The organism is Cognatilysobacter segetis, assembly GCF_004359965.1.
Lineage (GTDB): Bacteria > Pseudomonadota > Gammaproteobacteria > Xanthomonadales > Xanthomonadaceae > Cognatilysobacter > Cognatilysobacter segetis.
Map to the genome: position 1 here is coordinate 1 of NZ_SMRQ01000066.1, position 18671 is coordinate 18671.

Genomic DNA, 18671 nt, shown 5'->3' on the forward strand with positions numbered 1-18671 from the left:
CGCCCGGCGGCGCGGCCCACCGCGCGCGCCGCCCGACGCTCGGCAGCCCCGGCGACGGGCCTGCGCGAACCCGCAGCCGTGCTCGCCGCGTCCACGTTCGCGCCGCCGGACGCCACGAATCCGTTCCACGTTCCGGCCGCCGACCCGCTGGCGACGCGGCCCTGGCCGCGCGCCGCACTGTCCACCGATGCCGGGCTGACCGCCAGCTACGGCAGCGCCGGCGCCGGTCGAAGCGATTCGCCGTCGTTCTATCCGTTCGAGCCGCGCACGCCGGCCGAGGCGGAGGTCCGCGCCGAGGCGCCCTGATCCGTTCTCCGGGGCCGGCATCCGCCGGCCCGTCCCACGTCCTGAAGCCGACTCGATGAACCGACCGCTCCCCACGCTCGCCCTCGTCGCCTCAATCGCGCTCGCGCTGCCCGCGGCCTGTACGGCCCAGCAGCCGCAGGGCGCGGCCGCGCTGCCCGTCCCGTCCACCGCGCCGCCCGTCGTGCAGATGGTCTCGGGCCTTCCGGACTTCACCAACCTCGTGCAGAAGGTCGGGCCCGCGGTGGTCAACGTCAGCGCGGAGATCCGCGGCGGCAGCCGCCAGATGGCGTCCGAGGACGACATTCCCGATTTCTTCAAGCGCTTCTTCGGCGAGGACATGCCGCTGCCCGGCGGCCCGCGCGGCCCGCAGGGGCCCGACAACGGTCTGAAGGGTGTGTCGCTGGGCACCGGCTTCATGGTGTCGGACGACGGCTACATTCTGACCAATCACCACGTCGTCGACGGCGCGAGCGCGATCACCGTGCGCCTGTCCGACCGCCGCGAGTTCAAGGCCAAGCTGGTCGGCAGCGACGAGCAGTCCGACGTCGCGCTGCTGAAGATCGAGGGCAAGGGCCTGCCCGCGCTGCGTACCGCCGCCGACGCGGTGAAGCCCGGCCAGTGGGTGGTGGCGATCGGCTCGCCGTTCGGCCTCGACCATTCGGTCACCGCCGGCATCGTCAGCGCGGTGGGTCGCGCCAACCCGTACGCCAACCAGCAGTACGTGCCCTTCATCCAGACCGACGTCGCGATCAACCGCGGCAACTCGGGCGGCCCGCTGCTGAATACGCGCGGCGAAGTGGTCGGCATCAACTCCCAGATCTTCTCGAGTTCGGGCGGCTACCAGGGCGTGAGCTTCGCGATCCCCATCGACCTCGCCGTGTCCGTGGTGCAGCAGCTCAAGACGACCGGCCGCGTCTCGCGTGGCCAGCTCGGCGTGCAGGTCCAGCCGGTTTCGGCCGAGGCCGCCGCGACGTTCGGGCTGCCGAGCACGTCCGGCGCGCTGGTCGCCGACGTCATGCCGGGCAGCGCCGCCGCCCGTGCCGGCCTGCAGCGCGGCGACGTGATTCGCGCCGTCAACGGCCGCCCGGTCAACGATTCCGCCGACCTCCCGCCGCTGATCGGCGCGCTGCCGCCGAAATCCCGCGCGCAGGTCACGCTGGTGCGGGACGGCCGGACCGTGCAGCTGCCGGTCGTGCTCGACGCGCTCGGGCCGTCGGGTGATGGCGAGGCGGCCGGCAACGACGACGCGCCGGCCGCGCCCGCGGCCGAGGCGACGCGCAGCACGCTCGGCATCGGCGTGCAGGACTTGGGCGCGGCCGAGCGCCAGAAGCTGGGCCTGCGCGCGGGTGAAGGCGTCCGCATCACCCGCATCGACGGCGTGCCCGCGCGCGACGCCGGCCTCCAGCCCGGCGACGTGATCCTGCAGGTCGGTCGCACGGCGGTCGGCAGCGCCGCGGCGCTTGCGCGGGCCGTCAGCGCGTTGCCTCGCGGGCAGGCGGTGATGCTGCTGGTTCGGCGCGGCAGCGCCACGCAGTTCGTCGCGGTCGACCCGGCCGCAGGCTGACGACCCACGGCGACCGCCCCGCGCGGTCGCCGGCGGGGGCGGCGCGGCGGCTATGCGATAATCCCGGGTTATTTCGCCTCGGCCGTGCCCGCTTCATGCAGCAGATCCGCAACTTCTCCATCATCGCCCACGTCGACCACGGCAAGTCGACGCTGGCCGACCGCATCATCCAGATCTGCGGCGGCCTCGAAGCGCGCGAGATGGAAGCGCAGGTGCTCGACTCGAATCCGATCGAGCGCGAGCGCGGCATCACCATCAAGGCGCAGTCGGTGTCGCTGCCGTACACGGCGAAGGACGGGCAGACCTACTTCCTGAACTTCATCGACACGCCGGGCCACGTCGACTTCAGCTACGAGGTCTCGCGTTCGCTCGCCGCCTGCGAAGGCGCGCTGCTCGTCGTCGACGCCGCGCAGGGCGTGGAGGCGCAGTCGGTCGCCAACTGCTACACGGCGGTGGAGCAGGGCCTCGAGGTCGTGCCGGTGCTCAACAAGATCGACCTGCCGACGGCCGACATCGATCGAGCGAAGGCCGAGATCGAGGCGGTCATCGGCATCGATGCCGATGACGCCGTGGCGATCAGCGCCAAGACAGGCTTGAACGTCATCGACGTGCTGGAGGCGATCGTCCACCGCATCCCGCCGCCGAAGCCGCGCGATACCGATCGCCTGCAGGCGCTGATCATCGACTCCTGGTTCGACAACTACCTCGGCGTGGTGTCGCTGGTGCGCGTGATGCAGGGCGAGATCAAGCCGGGCGACAAGCTGCTGGTGATGTCGACCGGCCGCTCGCACCAGGTCGAGGGCGTCGGCGTGTTCACGCCCAAGCGCAAGCCGCTGCCCGCACTGCGCGCGGGCGAGGTGGGCTGGGTCACCGCGTCGATCAAGGACGTGCACGGCGCGCCGGTCGGCGACACGCTCACGCATACCGCGAGCCCCGCGCCGGCGCCGCTGCCGGGCTTCCAGGAAATGCAGCCACGCGTGTTCGCCGGCCTGTTCCCGGTCGACGCCGAGGACTATCCGGACCTGCGCGAAGCGCTCGAGAAGCTGCGCCTCAACGATGCCGCGCTGCGGTTCGAGCCCGAGAGCTCCGAAGCGATGGGCTTCGGCTTCCGCTGCGGCTTCCTCGGCATGCTGCACATGGAGATCGTGCAGGAGCGCCTGGAGCGCGAGTACAACCTCAACCTGATCACCACCGCGCCGACGGTGATCTACGAGGTGCTCAAGACCGACGGCTCGATCGTGCCGATGGACAACCCGGCCAAGCTGCCGCCGGTGAACATGGTCGACGAGATCCGCGAACCGATCATCCGCGCGAACATCCTCACGCCGCCGGATTACGTGGGCAACGTGATCACGCTGTGCGAGGAAAAGCGCGGCATGCAGATCGGCATCACCTACATGGGCCAGCAGGTGCAGATCAGCTACGAACTGCCCATGGCCGAGGTGGTGCTCGACTTCTTCGACAAGCTGAAGTCGGTCTCGCGCGGCTATGCCTCGCTCGACTACCACTTCCTGCGCTTCCAGGCGGGCCCCTTCGTGCGCGTGGACACGCTGATCAACGGCGACAAGGTCGACGCGCTCTCGATCATCTGCCATCGCAGCCACGCCGACCGACGCGGCCGCGACCTGACCGAGAAGATGAAGGAGCTGATCCCGCGGCAGCAGTTCGACGTGGCGATCCAGGCGGCGATCGGTGCGCAGGTCATCGCGCGCACGACGGTCAAGGCGCTGCGCAAGAACGTGCTGGCCAAGTGCTACGGCGGCGACATCTCGCGCAAGAAGAAGCTTCTCGAGAAGCAGAAGGAAGGCAAGAAGCGCATGAAGCAGGTCGGGCGCGTGGACATCCCGCAGGAGGCGTTCCTCGCCGTGCTGAAGGTCGACCAGTAACGCAAGTGCCGTCAGGCGGGCGGGGCATCGGGAACCCCGCGCGCCGCCGCCGATCCAATCCCGTCACGAATTCCGCTTTCCAAGGACTGCCATGCGCTGGTTCGAAATCATCCTCGTCGCGCTTACGCTTGTCAGCGCCTTGATCTGGCTCGCCGACAAGCTGTTCCTGGCGCGCCGCCGCGCCGCGCGCGAAGGCCTGCTCGAGGCCGGCGACGAGCCGCTGCTGGTCGACTACGCGAAGTCGTTCTTCCCGGTGCTCGCGGCGGTCCTGGTGCTGCGCAGCTTCGTCGCCGAACCGTTCCGGATTCCGTCCAATTCGATGATGCCGACGCTGCTCACCGGCGACTTCATCCTGGTCAACAAGTTCAGTTACGGCCTGCGCCTGCCCATCACGAACGCGAAGGTGGTGCCGATCGGCGAACCCAACCGCGGCGACGTCGTGGTGTTCAAGCCGCCGCATCATCCGGAACAGGACTGGATCAAGCGCATCATCGGCCTGCCGGGGGACCGCATCGCCTATCGCGATCACCAGCTCTTCCTCAATGGGCAGCCCGTGCAGGTGCAGCCGGTCGGCGTCTACCAGGGTGTCGGCAACGGCGCTGAGATGACGGGCGCCGAGGAAATGACCGAAGCGCTGCCGACCCGTCCGCACCGCGTGCTGGAACGCACCGACCTGATCCGCGCCGACGGCCAGGGCGAATGGGTGGTTCCGCCGGCCCACTATTTCGTGATGGGCGACAATCGCGACAACAGCGAGGACAGCCGATACTGGGGCTTCCTGCCGGAAGCGAACCTGCGCGGCAAGGCGTTCCTGATCTGGCTGAACTGCGAAGGCTGGTTCTGCTCGGGCGCCTTCGACGCCTCGCGCATCGGCAATACGATCCAGTGATACCGTCCGCCTCACGGACCCTCGGGGGAGAAGAGTCATGAGACGCAATCAGCAGGGCATGACCCTGGTCAGCTTCATCCTGGTGCTCGCCGTCGTCGGCGTGTTCGTCTACATGGGCATGAAGCTGATTCCCATGTACTCGGAATACTATTCGGTGAAGAAGGCGCTGGAGGGGATGGCCAGCGAACCGGACATGGCGAACAACGATCCGGAACGGATCAAGGATTACTTCTTCCGCCGGATGGACGTCGACTATGGCGAGAACGTGAAGCCGGAGAACGTGAAGCTCCGTCGCAAGGAGGCGGGCTGGGTGATGACGGTGGATTACGAGGTGCGGCGTCCGCTGATCGCCAACCTGGACGTCGTCGGCCACTTCAACGCCGAGAAGGAATTCAAGCGCACGGGCGAATGATGCCCGTGGACAGCGCGCCCGGCCATCGGTTCACCCGGCCTGAATTGCTTCAGCAGGCGCTGCGCCACCGCAGTGCCGGGACGCCGCACAACGAGCGTCTGGAATTCCTCGGCGACGCGCTCGTCAACCTGTTCGTTGCCGAAGCGCTCTACACGCGATGGCCGAAGGTCGACGAGGGCGCGCTGACACGCGCTCGCGCCGAGCTGGTCCGCGAATCGTCGCTGGCGCAGATCGCCCGTGACCACGATCTCGGCGCCAAGCTGACGCTCGGCCCCGGCGAGATGAAATCCGGCGGGCACCGCCGCGATTCGATCCTGGCCGACGCCGTGGAGGCGCTGGTCGCGGCGATCTACCTCGACTCGGATTTCGAGACCTGCCGGGCGGCCGTATTGCCCTGGTTCGAGCCTGCGATGGCCGCGCTGCCGCCGCCGAACAAGGTCGGCAAGGACGCGAAGACGCGGCTGCAGGAATGGCTGCAGGGCAAGCAGAAGCCGTTGCCCGTCTATGCGTTGCTGGCCGAGGAGGGCGAGGAGCACGCCCGCACGTTCCGCGTGAGCTGCACGCTCGCGCAGCCCGAACTGGTCACCGAGGGCGAGGGCAGTTCGCGACGTGCGGCCGAGCAGGCGGCGGCGGAGGCTGCGCTTGCGCTGATCGAGGCGCGCAAACCCCGCTGACGGCCGGCGGCGCCCCCGCGCCGTACAATGCGTCGAATGGACGCATCCCCCTACCGTGCCGGCCACGTCGCCGTCATCGGCCGCCCCAACGTGGGCAAGTCGACACTGGTCAACGCGCTCGTCGGCGCGAAGATCTCGATCACCTCGAACCGTCCGCAGACCACGCGCCACCGGCTGCTGGGCATCGCGACGTTCCCGGAAGGCCAGCTGCTGCTGGTCGATACCCCCGGCATCCACCGCGAGCAGAAGCGCGCGATGAACCGCATGATGAATCGCGCGGCGCGCGGGGCGCTGGAGGGCGTCGACGTCGCCATGCTGGTCGTGCAGGCCGGCCGCTGGGACGACGAGGACGGCCTCGCCTACGACACGCTGAAGGCGGCCGGCATCCCGGTCGTGCTGGTCGTCAACCAGGTGGACCGCCTGAAGGACAAGACCGCCCTGCTGCCGTATCTGGCCAAGGTGAGCGCCGGTCGCGACTTCGCGTCCGTGCACCCGGTGTCGGCGCTGAAGGGCCTGGGGCTGCAGGACCTCGTGCGTGCCGCGCTGTCGCACCTTCCCGAGCAGGACGCGCTGTACGGGGAGGACGAGATCACCGACAAGAGCCAGCGCTTCCTCGCCGGCGAGATGGTGCGCGAGCAGCTCATGCGCCAGCTCGGCGACGAGTTGCCGTACGCGACGACGGTCGAGATCGAGCGCTTCGAAGTCGATGGCGAGCTGCTGCGCATCGGCGCGGTGATCTGGGTCGAGCGCCAGGGGCAGAAGGGCATCGTGATCGGCAAGGGCGGCGAGCGGCTGCGCGAAATCGGCGCGCGTGCGCGGCAGCAGATGGAAAAGCTGTTCGATTCGAAGGTCTTCCTCGAAACCTGGGTGCGCGTGCGCGAAGGCTGGTCGGACGACGAGGCGGCGCTGAAGTCGCTGGGTTACCACGACTGACGAGCACCGCGCGGCTTCGCGCGGCATTGCCGCCGCCGGCGCGATAACCGGCGTCGAACCCGAGGGCCGGCCGTGACCATCCGCTACGCACAGGAAAACGCGTTCGTCCTGCATGCGCGGCCGTGGCGCGAGACCAGCCTGCTGCTCGAGCTGCTCACCGCGCAGCACGGACGCATCGGACTGCTGGCGCGCGGCGTCACCGGCCCGCGGCGGCAGCTGTTGCGCGCCGCGTTGCAACCGTTGCAGTGGATCCGCTTCGACGCCGTGCAGCGCGGCGAACTCGCGCAGCTGTCCAACGCGGAAGCGGTGGACGCCGCACCGCGCCTGGTCGGCGATGCCGCGCTCGCCGCGTTCTACATCAACGAGCTGACGCTCCGGCTCGCGCCGCGCCACGATCCGCAGCCCGACCTGTTCGCCGCCTACGCACGCGCCCGCGAGCGCATGCGCGCCGGGGAATCGCTCGCGTGGACGCTGCGCCGCTACGAGCGCGACCTGCTCGAATCGCTCGGGTTGGGTTTCGACTGGGCCGTGGACGGCGACGGCGCGCCGATCGATCCCGCGGCGCGCTACCGGCTCGATCCCGAACACGGCCCGCGGCGCCTGCTGATCGACCGCGGCGCCGCGGACCGCAGCGATGCGCCGACCGGGCGCGCGCTGCTGTCGCTGGCTGCGGACGAACTGCCCGCCGCGGGCGACCTCGCCACGCTGCGACGTGCGATGCGACGCGTGCTCGAGCACCATCTCGGCCCGCGCGGCCTGACGTCCTGGCAGATGCTCGGCGAACTGTCGCGCGTGGGCGCAGCGGGTCAGTCGCCCGGGAACTGAGCCAGCGTCGCCTCCAGCACCGCGGCGAACGACGGCCATTCCGCGCGCGCGTCGCCGGCGGCGAGCGTCGCGGCGGCATCGCCCAGCCGGGCTGCGCCCACGAAACCGCAGCTCGCGCGCAGGCGGTGCAGGTGCGAGCGCAGCGCCTCATCGTCGTCCGCATCGATGACCGCGCGCAGCGTGTCGCGCAGGCCGAGCAGCTCCGGGCGGAACAGCCCACGCAGCGCAGTCAGGTGCGCGCGTTCGCCGAGCAGCGCGTCCAGCGCGGCCGCGTCGTCCCAGAGCGGGCGGCCCGCGTCGGCGGCGGCACTGCGCCGCACCTGTGCATCGAGGCCCAGCGCCATGCGTGCGGCGGCGACGATCTCGGACGTGGAAAGCGGCTTGACGAGCACCTCGAGGAAGCCCGCGGCGAGCAGGCGCTCGTGCTGTTCGCCCTCGCGCGCCGCCGTATGCGCGATCGCCGGCGTCGTCAGGCCCTGCGCGCGGAGTTCACGCAGCAACGCATCGCCGCGACCGTCCGGCAGGTGGGCGTCCATCACCCACAGCACATGCGACGCGCCCGCGCCGATGCGCCGGGCCGCCGCGCAATCGTGCGCGACGTCGACCCGCAACGGCACGCGGTCGAGCGCCGCGGCGAGAAACGCGGCGCTGACCGGGTCGTCTTCGACCAGCAGCGCGCGGGGGTGTCGATGGTCCGTCATCGTCGGTCGTCGTCCTGTCGGTATCCTCGTCGGATGCCCATCGTACGCGCGCGCCTCGCGATGCTGCTGGCCGGCGCGCTGCTCGCCGCCGCGCCCGCGCACGCGCGCTCGGCGCATGCGCGCATCCAGCGCGTGGTGTCGCCCGTGGGCACGATGGGGGACGTACGCGTCGACCTCGACTGGCCCGCGCAGGCACGGCAGGGATCGCTCCGGCTGCGCGCCGCGCGCGTGGACTCGCCCGACCTCGGCTATCGCTTCGCGGCGCTCGACTGGCGCTGCGTGCTCACGCGCGACGGCTGGCAGCGGTGGCACTGCGACGGCCCCGCGCGTACCGCGGCCGGCGCGATGCGCCTGACCGTCGACCTCACCGAACGCGGCATGGACGCGACACTGGCTCGGGGCGCGCGCTCGATCCACGTCCAGCGCCGCGGCGAGGCACCGGACCTGACGCGCGTCGACCTGGCCTCGATCCCGCTCGCGTGGATGCGCGCGCTGCTCGCCAAGGCGTGGCCCGAGGCGCAACTGAAATCCGGCGAAGGCGATGCGGCGCTGCGCGTCACCACGCCGCACGACGGGCTGCGTATCGCAGGACCGCTCGACCTGCGCAACGTCGCGTTCGACACGCCCGACGGCCGCATCGCGGCGGAGGGGCTGGCGGCGCGGCTCGATCTGGACATGCTCCTCGGTCCCACCGATCGCGTCGCCCTGCGCGGCCGGATCGGAGGCGGCGAAGCGTTGTTCGGCACCGCCTACCTCGCCCTCGCCGGGCGCATGGCCGACATCACCGTGGAGGCCGAACAGCCGGGCGATTGCTGCTGGCGTCTCCCGCGCTTCGACTGGCGCGACGACGGCGCGCTGCGCGCACAGGGCGCGGCCGAGTTCGGCCCCGACGCGGCGCTTCGCTCGCTGCAGGTCGACCTGCGCTCGGACGACCTCGCCAAGCTGCGCGATCCCTACTTCTCCGGTTGGCTGGGCGCGGCCGGACTCGGCGACCTGGCGCTTCACGGGCCGGTCGCGGCGCGGCTGTCGCTGGACGGCGGCACGCTGCGCACGGCGTCGGCCACGCTCGGCGGCGTCGACGTCGACGATCCGCAGGGCCGGTTCGCGTTCCACGGGCTCGACGGCGACCTGCGCTTCTCCGCCGATGCGCCGGTCGAGAGCGCGGTGCGCTGGCGCGCCGGCCAGGTCTACGGGGTCGACTTCGGCCCGACGACGCTGCCGATGCGCAGCGAGCAGGGCCGGCTCGCCTTCGCGGCTCCGGTCGACGTGCCGATGCTCGGCGGCCGGCTGACCTTCGAGCATCTGTCCATCGAACCCGCCAGCGCCACGGCCGGCGCGCGCGCGGATTTCGGCGTCGACGTGCAGAATCTCGACATCGGCGAGCTGGCGAAGGCGCTGAAGCTGCCCGCGTTCGCGGGGCGCCTGTCGGGCCGCATCCCCAACGCGCACTACGCCGCGCAGCAGCTCACCTTCGACGGCGGGCTGTCGATGGACCTGTTCGGCGGACGGCTCGACGTGTCGGCGTTGTCGATGGAGCGCCCGTTCGGCGTCGCGCCCACGCTCAGCGCCGACATCGCGTTCGACGACCTCGACCTGATGTCGCTGACCGGCGTGCTCGGCTTCGGCAGCATCACCGGCAAGCTCGACGGGCGCATCGGAGGTCTGCGCCTCGTGGACTGGCAACCGGTCGCGTTCGACGCGCACCTGCGCACCGACAAGCACCTCGGCGTGCCGCAGCGCATCTCCCAACGCGCCGTGCAGGACCTGTCGAGCGTCGGCGATGCATCGATCGTCAGCAGCCTGCAGTCGCGCCTGATCGGGTTCTTCGACGACTTCGGTTACTCCGCGATCGGCATCGATTGCCGTCTCGCCGACGAGATCTGCGAGATGGGCGGGCTGGACGCGCGCGGGCCCAGCAGCTTCACCATCGTGCGCGGCGGCGGGATCCCGTGGCTGACGGTGGTCGGCATCAACCGGCACGTGGACTGGCCGACGCTGGTCGAGCGCCTCGTCGCCGTGGGCAAGGGCGAAGCCAAGCCGGAGGTGCGATGACCGGGAGCCCTGTTCACGTTTCGCCGGGCTTCACGCATGCTTGGGCACGATCGCCTCAACCGACTGGAGATTTCCCATGCGTCGCTGGCTGATGCTCCCGCCCCTCGCCGTCGCGCTCACCGCGTGCGTGACGATCAACGTCTACTTCCCCGCCGCCGAGGCGCGCGAGGCGGCCAAGCAGTTCGTGGAAAAGGTGATCAACGAGACGGACGCCAAGCCCGCGGAGCCGGTGAAGCCGGGCGGCGGCAGTGCGTCGCTGGAAGCGCCCTTCAACGAGCGCATGGCGGCCATGCTGGCGCGCGTTGACGTCGCATCGCTGATGGGCATCGGCGCCGCGCAGGCGCAGGGCCAGCCGGACATCAAGATCCAGACGCCGGCGATCCAGGCGATCCAGGCGCGCATGGAGCAGCGTTTCGACGCGCAGCTGCGCGGCGCGTTCGATGCCGGCGCGCTCGGCTTCACGTCCGACGGCATGGTGACGGTGCGCGACGCGTCGAAGCTCGCGCTCAAGGACCGCGTCGCCGTGAACCAGGCGGTGGCGGAGGACAACCGCGACCGCGCCGCGGTGTATCGCGAGATCGCCGTCGCCAACGGCCATCCCGAATGGGAGCCGCGCATCCGCGAGGTGTTCGCGCGGCAGTGGATCGACAGCGCGCGAAAGGGCTGGTGGTACCAGTCCGGCGGCGCCTGGAAGCAGAAGTAACCGATTTCGAAGGGGCGCCCCGGGGCGCCGAACCGATGGCCCGCTTCGGCGGGCCATCGTCTTTCCGGGGGGCGATTCAGGGCCGGATCGGCGTTTTCGGGGACAATGCGCGGCCGTTTTCCCCGCAGCACGTCCGTGGCCCGACTCGACCAGACCCCGTTCCCCGCCGACATCACCGACCTCACGCACGACGGCCGCGGCGTCGCGCGCCTGCCCGATGGCAAGGCGGTATTCATCGCCGGTGCGCTGCCGGGCGAGAAGGTCGTCGCCGTGCGCACGGCGCGCCACAAGAGCTTCGACGAGGCGCGCACGGTCGAGGTCGTGGCCGCCTCGCCCGAGCGCGTGCAGCCGCGATGCGGCCATTTCGGCACCTGCGGCGGCTGCGCCCTGCAGCACTTCGACGAAGCGCGGCAGATCGGCGCCAAGCAGCGGGTGCTGATGGACAACCTCGAGCGCATCGGCCACGTCACGCCGAAGTCGGTGCTCGAGCCGCTGGTCGACGCCGCCTGGGGCTATCGCCGCAAGGGGCGCCTGTCGGTGCGCCGCGTCGAGAAGAAGGGCAAGACGCTGGTGGGTTTCCGCGAGGCCGATCCGCGCTTCGTCGCCGACATCGCGCAGTGCCACACGGTGATCCCGGCGATCGGCGAGCGCTTCGGCGTGATCGCCGCGCTGGTCGACAGCCTCGACGGACGGCGCGAGATTCCGCAGATCGAATTCATCGCCGGCGACGACGCGATTGCGCTGACGTTCCGCCACCTCGCGCCGCTCAGCGATGGCGATCGCGCGAAGCTCGCCGCGTTCGGCCGCGAACAGGGCTTCTCGATCTACCTGCAGCCCGGTGGCATCGACAGCGTGCATCCGCTGGAAGCCGACGAGCCGAAGCTCGCGTTCCGCCTGCCCGCCTGGGACGTCGAGCTCAAGTTCCGGCCGCTCGACTTCATCCAGGTCAACGCCGGCCTCAACCAGCACATGATCCAGCGCACGCTCGACCTGCTGCAGCCGCAGCCGGACGAGCGCGTGCTCGACCTGTTCGCCGGCCTCGGCAATTTCACCCTGCCGATCGCACGCTTCGCGCGCGAGGTCGTGGGCGTCGAAGGCGACGCGGGCCTGGTGCGCCGCGCGCGCGAGAACATCACGCACAACGGTTTCGCCAACGTCGAGTTCCATGCCGCCGACCTCGCGAAGGATCTCTCCGGCGAGCCCTGGATGCGCGAGTCGTTCGACAAGCTGCTGCTCGACCCGCCGCGCTCCGGCGCCGACTTCGTGCTGGCACACCTGTCGCTCAAGCAGTTCAAGCGCATCGTCTACGTCAGCTGCCATCCCGCCTCGCTCGCGCGCGACGCGGGTTTCCTCGTCAACGAGAAGGGCTGGACGCTCAAGGCCGCGGGCGTCATGGACATGTTCCCGCATACCGCGCACGTGGAATCGATCGCGGTGTTCGAGCCGCGATAGCACAGGGAGCCACGGCAGCCCTTGCAATCGTAAGGCCCCGGAGGGCGGCGCGCAGGACGCGCGCCGTTCGCAGCCGAGGCAGGATGCCGAGTCTGCGAATCGCGTCATGCTCGCCGATCGCGGGCGGTAGATCTGATCGGGAAGGGTGCTTTCTTTTGGTTACTTTTCTTTGCACCCGCCAAGAAAAGTAACTCGGGCGCGCCAGCGCACGAAACGCCTTTGACGTCGCGTCAAACAGAAGAGACCAAGACGAATGCCCCTCGAAATCGAACGCAAATTCCTCGTCACCTCCGACGCCTGGCGCGCGCAGGCCGCGAAGTCCGTCGAAATGGCCCAGGCCTACCTCAACGACCTCGCCACGCTCGATGCCGGCGCGATGAATGTCTCCGTCCGCGTCCGCATCCAGGGCGAGCAGGCCTTCCTCAACATGAAGTCCCGCGAGCTCGGCACCACGCGCCAGGAGTTCGACTATTCGATCCCCGTCGAGGACGCCCGCGCGCTGCTCAAGCTCGCGGTCGGCGGCAGGATCGAGAAGATCCGGCATTACGTCGACGTCGACGGCCACACCTTCGAGGTCGACGAATTCCTCGGGGAGAACGCCGGGCTCGTAGTCGCCGAACTCGAGCTGGACGATGCCGACGCCGACTACCCGCGCCCGGACTGGCTCGGCGAGGAAGTCACCGACCAGGCGCGGTACTACAACCTCGCGCTCGCCAGCCGGCCGTTCTCGACCTGGTGAGCCCGACGCTGCGCGTTTACGGCGTCCGGGGCACAATGCCGGCCCGACCTGATTCCTGGAGTGTCCCGACATGCTCGTGATCGGCGTGGCCGGCACCGAACTCACCGCGCAGGAGCGCGACTGGCTGCAGAACGACGCCTGCGGCGGCGTCATCCTGTTCTCCCGCAACGTGGCCTCGAAGCAGCAGGTCGCCGAGCTCGCGCAGGCGATCCGTGAGGCCGCGCCGCGGCCGCAGCTGGTCTGCGTCGACCAGGAGGGCGGGCGCGTCCAGCGCCTGCGCGAGGGCTTCACTGCGTTCCCGCCGCTCGAGAAGTTCGACGCGCTTTACCGGCGCGATCGCGACGCCGCGCTCGCGCTCGCACGCGAGCACGCGTGGGTGATGGCGAGCGAGGTCCGCGCCACCGGCTTCGACCTGAGCTTCGCGCCCGTCGTCGACCTCGGCCGGGGCAACCGCGCGATCGGCGACCGTGCGTTCTCGGCCGATCCGCAGGTGGTGGCCGACTTCACCCGCGCCTACGTCGAAGGCATGCACGCGGCCGACATGGCCGCCACGCTCAAGCACGTCCCCGGCCACGGCTCGGTGCTCGAGGACACCCATTTCGACGATGCCGTCGACCCGCGCAGCCTCGACGAGATCCGCGCGCTCGACCTCGTGCCGTTCGTTGCGGGCATCGAGGCCGGCGCCGACGCCGTGATGATGGCGCACGTCAAATATCCCGCCGTCGATCCGGACCCGGCGGGCTACTCGCGCCGCTGGATCGAGGAGATCCTGCGCGGTGAGATGGGTTTCCGCGGCGTGGTGTTCTCCGACGACATCGGCATGGCCGCCGCGTTCTCGGCGGGCGGCATCAAGGCGCGCATCGATGCGCACCTCGATGCCGGCTGCGACGTCGTGCTGGTCTGCCATCCGGAACTCGTCGCGGAATCTCTCGAAGCCGTGCAGGGCCGCCGGCTCAACACCGCGGCGATGGCCGGGCTCATCGGTCGCGGACCGCTCGCCTGGCAGCAGCTGATCGCCGACGAACGTTACGACACGACGAAGCAGCGCCTGGAAGGGCTCGCCTGACATGGCGCGCGACCTCGCCTGGGCGCTGGCCAACAGCGACCTGATCCACGACCGCGGCACGCTCGATCGTGCGATCGCCGCGATGGCGCCCGCGGTCGTGCAGGACTTCGCCGGCAGCGTGCCGGTGTTCCTCACGGTGATGCACGGCGGCCTGCCGTTCGCCGGGCGGCTCGCCATGGAAATCGGCGCACTCGGCCTCGACCTCGCCTTCGACTACCTGCACGCCACGCGCTACCGCGGCGAGACCAGCGGCGGCACGCTGACGTGGAAGCACCGCCCGGCGACGCCGCTGCGCGGCCGCCGCGTACTGCTGGCCGACGACATCCTCGACGAGGGCCACACGCTCGACGCGATCGTGCGCTGGTGCCGCGAGGAGGGTGCCGAGGACGTGCGGATCGCCGCGCTGGCCGTGAAGCGCCACGACCGCTGCGTCCCGGGCGTGCGTGCGGACTACGCCGGCGTCGACGTGCCCGACCGCTACGTCTTCGGCTACGGCATGGACTTCCAGGAGCAGGGCCGCGCCCTGCCGGAGATCCGTGCACTGACCGACGAGGCGTTGCGCGCGCTCTGATCGGGGCGATGGCGGGGTGCCGTCGCCTCGCCGCGCATCAACGTTTCCCTTCTTCCAGCGCCGTCGACGGCGGCGCCCTACGCGGAGCGTCCCCATGCGTGACATCGCACTCGCCGTCATCGGCGGTACCGGCCTCTACAAGCTTGCGGACCTGCGCGACGTACAGGCGCATGAGCCGGACACGCGCTTCGGGCGCGCGTCCGGCCCCGTGCGCGTGGGCATGCTGGGTGGCCATCGGGTCGCGTTCCTCGCTCGCCATGGCGAGGGGCATTCGGTGCCGCCGCATCGCATCAACTACCGCGCCAACCTCGCCGCGCTGCAGGCGCTGGGCGCCACGCGCGTGCTCGCGCTCAATACCGTCGGCGGCATCACCGAGCGCTTCGGTCCGCGCGTACTGGCCTGCCCGGACCAGCTCATCGACTACACCTGGGGCCGGGTGTCGACCCTGTGCGAGGAGCCCGGTACCGACGTGCTGCACGTCGACTTCGGCGAGCCGTACACCGCGTCGCTGCGCGCGGACGTCGTCGCCGCGGCGGTGAGTGCGGGCGTGCCCCTGGTCGACGGTGGCTGCTATGGCGCGACGCAGGGGCCGCGCCTCGAAACCCGCGCCGAGATCGCGCGCATGCGGCGCGACGGCTGCGACCTGGTCGGAATGACCGGCATGCCCGAAGCCGGGCTCGCGCGTGAGATGGGCCTCGACTACGCCTGCCTCGCGATCGTCGCGAACTGGGCGGCCGGCGCAGGCCCGCAGGTGGACGAAGTGATCACGCTGCAGGACGTGCTGGACAACGTCGAGGCCGCCTCCGCGCACCTCCCGGCGCTGCTCGGCGCGCTGCTCGACCGATGGTCGGAGGGTGCCCAGTAGGGCGATTGTCAACGGCGCAGCGCGTTTGCATACTCGGCCCGCGGCCGCTTGCATACCGGCATCGCGGCGCGCCAACGCTCCCAGCATGAGGTCAACAAGGATATGCAGTACGGCACCGTGAAATGGTTCAACGATGCGAAAGGATTCGGCTTCATCTCGCCCGAAGACGGCACTGCGGACGTGTTCGTGCATTACTCCGCGATCAATTCGAAGGGGTTCCGCAGCCTGAAGGAAGGGCAGCGCGTCTCGTATGAAGTGACCCAGGGACCCAAGGGCATGCAGGCCTCCGGCGTCGTTCCGGCCTGAAGCTCCACGGCGTGACTGTTGTCCGGGGCCCCGCGAAAGCGGGGCCTTTTTCATGCGCGTCAGTCGATGAACTGCAGGCGCGCGAGGTCCGCGTACAGGCCTCCCTGCGCGATGAGCTGTGCATGCGTGCCCTCGGCGACGATGCGGCCCGCATCCAGCACGACGATGCGGTCGGCCTTGAGCACGGTGGCCAGGCGATGCGCGACCACCAGCGTGGTGCGGCCCTCCATCAGCTCGTCGAGCGCGGCCTGCACCGCGGCCTCGCTCTGCGCATCGAGCGCACTGGTGGCCTCGTCGAGCAGCAGCACCGGCGCGTCGCGCAGGACCGCGCGGGCGATCGCGATGCGCTGCTGCTGTCCGCCCGACAGGCGCGCGCCGCGCTCGCCCACGGCGGTGTCGAGCCCCTGCGGCAGCGCATGCACGAAGTCCGAAGCATGCGCCGCGCGGATGGCGCGGTCGATCGCCGCGTCGTCGGCGTCGAGCCGGCCGTAGCGCACGTTTTCGCGCACGCTCGCGCCGAACAGCACCGGGTGTTGCGCGACGAGCGCCACGTTCGCGCGCAGCTCGGCCGGATCGAGCTCCGCGATCGGTTCGCCGTCGAGACGGACCACGCCCGATTGCGGATCGTGGAAGCGCAGCAGCAGCGAGAACACCGTGCTCTTGCCGGCGCCCGACGGCCCGACCAGCGCGACGGTCTCGCCCGGTCGCACGTGCAGGCTGAAGTCACGCAGCACCGGTCGGTCGGGCTCGGCCGGATAGGCGAAGGACACGTGTTCGAACGCCACCTCGCCGCGGACCGGCCGCGGCAATGCGCGCGGCGCCGCCGGCGCGACGACGCGCGGCTGCTCGTTGAGCAGCTCGGCGATGCGGCCCATGCCGCCGGTCGCGCGCTGCAGCTCGTTCCAGACTTCGGCGAGCGCGCCGACCGAACCGCCGCCGACGAGCGCGTACAGCACGAACTGCGCGAGCGTGCCGCCGCTCATGCGGCCGGCCACCACGTCGTGCGCGCCGAGCCAAAGCACCAGCGTGATCGCACCGAACACCAGCGAGATCGCCACCGCGGTGACCACCGCCTGGGCGCCGATGCGCTTGCGCGCGGTGCCCACCGCGGTACGCAGCGCCTCGACGAAGCGTGCGCGCTCGTACGGCTCGCGTGCATGCGCGCGCACGGTGGCGACCGCGCCCAGTGTCTCCGCCGCGACGGCGTTGGCGTCGGCGATGCGGTCCTGGCTGGCGCGCGCGATCTTCCGCAGGCGACGCGCGCCCATCACGATCGGTGCGACCGCGAGAGGAATCCCGATGAGCGCGTAGGCGGCGAGCCGCGGGCTGGTCGCGAACAGCATGACGACGCCGCCCACCACCGTGACCGCGCTGCGCAGCGCGATCGACATGGTCGACGCGACGAGGCTGCGCAGCAGCTCGGTATCGGCGCTCAGCCGCGAGACCAGCTCGCCCGAGCGCGTGCGGTCGTGGAACGCCGCGTCCAGCGCCAGCAGGTGCGAATAGAGGCGATCGCGAAGGTCGGCGACGACGCGTTCGCCCAGCAGCGAGACGAAGTAGAAGCGTGCCGCGGTCGCCACCGCGAGCACGAGCGCGACGCTGAGCAGCAGCACGAACGCGGAGTCGATCGCGGCCGATGTCCCGCGCGCGAAACCGTGGTCGATCACGCGGCGGAACGCGACCGGCAGCGCGAGCGTGGCCGTGGACGACACGGCCAGCGCGAGCAGCCAGCTTGTGAACAACCCGCGGTGGCGGCGGACGAACGGCCAAAGCGCGCGCAGCCCGGCGAGGCGGGCGGCGGGCGGTGCGCCTGCGGGCGATGCGTCGGTCATGCGGCGTCGGTGTCCAGCAGGCGGGAACGGTCACGGGTGGCGTCGCGAAGCTGCGCTTTCAAGGCGGGCACGCGATCGGCCGGAAGCCGGAGCGCGAGTTCCACCCCGTCGCCGTCGAAGCGTTCGTCGACGCGCTCCACGCCCAATGCGGCGAGGACGGCGTGCACGGCGCCGGTGTCGGCGAAGGCGAAGCGCACGCGCGCGGTCGCCATCGCCACGCGCTCGACCTTGTCGGCAAGACGCAGGCACTCGGCCGCGCAGCCGCCGTACGCGCGCACCAGGCCGCCCGCCCCGAGCTTGATACCGCCATACCAGCGCGTGACCACGACGGCCACGCCATCGACGCCCCGGCCGTCGATGGCCGCGAGGATCGGTCGGCCCGCGGTGCCGGCCCGCTCCCCGTCGTCGCTCGAGCGGTAGTCCTGTCCGACGCGGAACGCCCAGCAGTTGTGCGTGGCGGCCGGGTCGCGCACGCGGACCAGCCAGTCGAGCGCCGCCGCGCCGGATTCGACCGGCGCGGCCTGCGCGAGGAACCGGCTGTGCTTGACCTCGAGCAGTGCCGACGCGGGGCCGGCGAGCGTCAACATCGCCCCGTCACGGCGACCACGGATCGTCGTCGCGCAGCAGCGGCCGGAGGTCGCTGGGTACCAGCACGCGAGGGTGCGCGGCGATGAAGCGCTGCAGGCTGGCACGGGCGCCGTCGAGGTCGCCGGCATCGCGCCGTTCGCGGATGCGGTCGAGCCAGGCGGGCGCCGCGAGGCGGGTGTCGGCCGAAACGTCGGGCATCGCCGCCGGGCGGGGCGATCGCGCGACCGCCTTGAGCTGGGGCGACGGCGCCATGCGCAGGGACTCGTCGTCGGCCGCGCGGGGCGCCGGGGCCGCAGCGGGCGCGGCG

The 18671-nt window shown here is 70.9% G+C and carries 18 protein-coding genes and 2 pseudogenes; 16 read left to right on the forward strand and 4 right to left on the reverse strand.

Annotated features, from left to right (window positions below; translation table 11 throughout):
- The 8 genes and pseudogenes from E4F61_RS12385 to recO all read left to right on the forward strand — a co-directional run.
- Positions 1-306 (forward strand): annotated as a pseudogene (locus E4F61_RS12385) (hypothetical protein); the annotation flags it as partial.
- 55 nt (positions 307-361) lie between these two features.
- Positions 362-1870, forward strand: a complete 1509-nt coding sequence (locus E4F61_RS12390; protein ID WP_133479953.1) for a DegQ family serine endoprotease — start codon at positions 362-364, stop codon at positions 1868-1870.
- A gap of 95 nt (positions 1871-1965) precedes the next feature.
- Positions 1966-3756, forward strand: a complete 1791-nt coding sequence (lepA, locus tag E4F61_RS12395; protein ID WP_133479954.1) for a translation elongation factor 4 — start codon at positions 1966-1968, stop codon at positions 3754-3756.
- A 91-nt stretch (positions 3757-3847) separates the two neighbouring features.
- Positions 3848-4645, forward strand: a complete 798-nt coding sequence (gene lepB / locus E4F61_RS12400; protein ID WP_133479955.1) for a signal peptidase I — start codon at positions 3848-3850, stop codon at positions 4643-4645.
- Between the two features lie 37 nt (positions 4646-4682).
- Complete coding sequence (locus tag E4F61_RS12405) at positions 4683-5057, forward strand: DUF4845 domain-containing protein (RefSeq protein WP_133479956.1); 375 nt, start codon at positions 4683-4685, stop codon at positions 5055-5057.
- 5 nt (positions 5058-5062) lie between these two features.
- Positions 5063-5731: a ribonuclease III gene (gene rnc, locus E4F61_RS12410; RefSeq protein WP_238382924.1), complete on the forward strand. Its 669-nt coding sequence runs from the start codon at positions 5063-5065 to the stop codon at positions 5729-5731.
- A 36-nt stretch (positions 5732-5767) separates the two neighbouring features.
- Positions 5768-6664 (forward strand): GTPase Era, encoded by an 897-nt coding sequence (gene era, locus E4F61_RS12415; RefSeq protein WP_133479958.1) that lies wholly within the window; start codon positions 5768-5770, stop codon positions 6662-6664.
- Positions 6665-6742: 78 nt separating this feature from the next.
- Complete coding sequence (recO, locus tag E4F61_RS12420) at positions 6743-7489, forward strand: DNA repair protein RecO (protein ID WP_133479970.1); 747 nt, start codon at positions 6743-6745, stop codon at positions 7487-7489.
- Here the strand turns inward: recO and E4F61_RS14725 are convergent.
- Positions 7471-8190: a response regulator transcription factor gene (locus E4F61_RS14725; protein ID WP_162301488.1), complete on the reverse strand. Its 720-nt coding sequence runs from the start codon at positions 8188-8190 to the stop codon at positions 7471-7473. The genes recO and E4F61_RS14725 overlap by 19 nt on opposite strands.
- Before the next feature lie 33 nt (positions 8191-8223).
- On the opposite strand from E4F61_RS14725, the gene E4F61_RS14730 reads away from it, so the two are divergent.
- The 8 genes from E4F61_RS14730 (at position 8224) to E4F61_RS12465 (ending at position 15944) form a co-directional block, all read left to right on the forward strand.
- The gene (locus E4F61_RS14730; RefSeq protein ID WP_162301489.1) at positions 8224-10242 is read left to right on the forward strand and encodes a hypothetical protein; all 2019 of its coding nucleotides are present in this window, start codon (positions 8224-8226) and stop codon (positions 10240-10242) included.
- Between the two features lie 76 nt (positions 10243-10318).
- Positions 10319-10945 carry a YdbL family probable chaperone protein gene (locus tag E4F61_RS12435; RefSeq protein ID WP_133479961.1) on the forward strand — a complete coding sequence of 209 codons (627 nt, stop codon included), beginning with the start codon at positions 10319-10321 and terminating at the stop codon, positions 10943-10945.
- A gap of 105 nt (positions 10946-11050) precedes the next feature.
- Positions 11051-12397 (forward strand): 23S rRNA (uracil(1939)-C(5))-methyltransferase RlmD, encoded by a 1347-nt coding sequence (gene rlmD, locus E4F61_RS12440; protein WP_133479962.1) that lies wholly within the window; start codon positions 11051-11053, stop codon positions 12395-12397.
- 253 nt (positions 12398-12650) lie between these two features.
- Positions 12651-13136 (forward strand): CYTH domain-containing protein, encoded by a 486-nt coding sequence (locus E4F61_RS12445; protein WP_133479963.1) that lies wholly within the window; start codon positions 12651-12653, stop codon positions 13134-13136.
- Between the two features lie 70 nt (positions 13137-13206).
- Positions 13207-14202 carry a beta-N-acetylhexosaminidase gene (gene nagZ, locus E4F61_RS12450; RefSeq protein WP_133479964.1) on the forward strand — a complete coding sequence of 332 codons (996 nt, stop codon included), beginning with the start codon at positions 13207-13209 and terminating at the stop codon, positions 14200-14202.
- Position 14203: 1 nt separating this feature from the next.
- Entirely contained in the window at positions 14204-14773 is a 570-nt protein-coding gene (locus tag E4F61_RS12455; RefSeq protein WP_133479965.1) for a hypoxanthine-guanine phosphoribosyltransferase, read from the forward strand.
- Positions 14774-14867: 94 nt separating this feature from the next.
- Positions 14868-15638 carry an S-methyl-5'-thioinosine phosphorylase gene (locus tag E4F61_RS12460; RefSeq protein ID WP_133479966.1) on the forward strand — a complete coding sequence of 257 codons (771 nt, stop codon included), beginning with the start codon at positions 14868-14870 and terminating at the stop codon, positions 15636-15638.
- Positions 15639-15740: 102 nt separating this feature from the next.
- Positions 15741-15944: a cold-shock protein gene (locus E4F61_RS12465; protein ID WP_133479971.1), complete on the forward strand. Its 204-nt coding sequence runs from the start codon at positions 15741-15743 to the stop codon at positions 15942-15944.
- A 59-nt stretch (positions 15945-16003) separates the two neighbouring features.
- Here the strand turns inward: E4F61_RS12465 and E4F61_RS12470 are convergent, their stop codons facing one another.
- The 3 genes and pseudogenes from E4F61_RS12470 to E4F61_RS12480 form a co-directional block, all read right to left on the reverse strand.
- Positions 16004-17776, reverse strand: coding sequence for an ABC transporter transmembrane domain-containing protein (locus E4F61_RS12470; RefSeq protein WP_133479967.1), 1773 nt, complete (start codon positions 17774-17776; stop codon positions 16004-16006).
- Positions 17773-18363, reverse strand: a complete 591-nt coding sequence (locus tag E4F61_RS12475) for an IMPACT family protein (RefSeq protein WP_133479968.1) — start codon at positions 18361-18363, stop codon at positions 17773-17775. Before E4F61_RS12475 ends, E4F61_RS12470 begins: the two co-directional genes overlap by 4 nt.
- A 7-nt stretch (positions 18364-18370) precedes the next feature.
- A pseudogene (locus E4F61_RS12480) lies at positions 18371-18671 on the reverse strand (hypothetical protein); the annotation flags it as partial.

Bases quoted from the DNA above. Each gene is read 5' to 3' on its own strand.
- E4F61_RS12455 (WP_133479965.1), top strand. From the start codon at position 14,204: ATGGCGCGCGACCTCGCCTGGGCGCTGGCCAACAGCGACCTGATCCAC.
- E4F61_RS12460 (WP_133479966.1), top strand. From the start codon at position 14,868: ATGCGTGACATCGCACTCGCCGTCATCGGCGGTACCGGCCTCTACAAG.
- E4F61_RS14730 (WP_162301489.1), top strand. From the start codon at position 8,224: ATGCCCATCGTACGCGCGCGCCTCGCGATGCTGCTGGCCGGCGCGCTG.
- rlmD (WP_133479962.1), top strand. From the start codon at position 11,051: ATGCGCGGCCGTTTTCCCCGCAGCACGTCCGTGGCCCGACTCGACCAG.
- E4F61_RS12445 (WP_133479963.1), top strand. From the start codon at position 12,651: ATGCCCCTCGAAATCGAACGCAAATTCCTCGTCACCTCCGACGCCTGG.
- E4F61_RS12475 (WP_133479968.1), bottom strand. From the start codon at position 18,363: ATGTTGACGCTCGCCGGCCCCGCGTCGGCACTGCTCGAGGTCAAGCAC.
- E4F61_RS12465 (WP_133479971.1), top strand. From the start codon at position 15,741: ATGCAGTACGGCACCGTGAAATGGTTCAACGATGCGAAAGGATTCGGC.
- E4F61_RS12405 (WP_133479956.1), top strand. From the start codon at position 4,683: ATGAGACGCAATCAGCAGGGCATGACCCTGGTCAGCTTCATCCTGGTG.
- E4F61_RS12390 (WP_133479953.1), top strand. From the start codon at position 362: ATGAACCGACCGCTCCCCACGCTCGCCCTCGTCGCCTCAATCGCGCTC.
- lepA (WP_133479954.1), top strand. From the start codon at position 1,966: ATGCAGCAGATCCGCAACTTCTCCATCATCGCCCACGTCGACCACGGC.
- era (WP_133479958.1), top strand. From the start codon at position 5,768: ATGGACGCATCCCCCTACCGTGCCGGCCACGTCGCCGTCATCGGCCGC.
- nagZ (WP_133479964.1), top strand. From the start codon at position 13,207: ATGCTCGTGATCGGCGTGGCCGGCACCGAACTCACCGCGCAGGAGCGC.
- E4F61_RS12470 (WP_133479967.1), bottom strand. From the start codon at position 17,776: ATGACCGACGCATCGCCCGCAGGCGCACCGCCCGCCGCCCGCCTCGCC.
- lepB (WP_133479955.1), top strand. From the start codon at position 3,848: ATGCGCTGGTTCGAAATCATCCTCGTCGCGCTTACGCTTGTCAGCGCC.
- E4F61_RS14725 (WP_162301488.1), bottom strand. From the start codon at position 8,190: ATGACGGACCATCGACACCCCCGCGCGCTGCTGGTCGAAGACGACCCG.
- E4F61_RS12435 (WP_133479961.1), top strand. From the start codon at position 10,319: ATGCGTCGCTGGCTGATGCTCCCGCCCCTCGCCGTCGCGCTCACCGCG.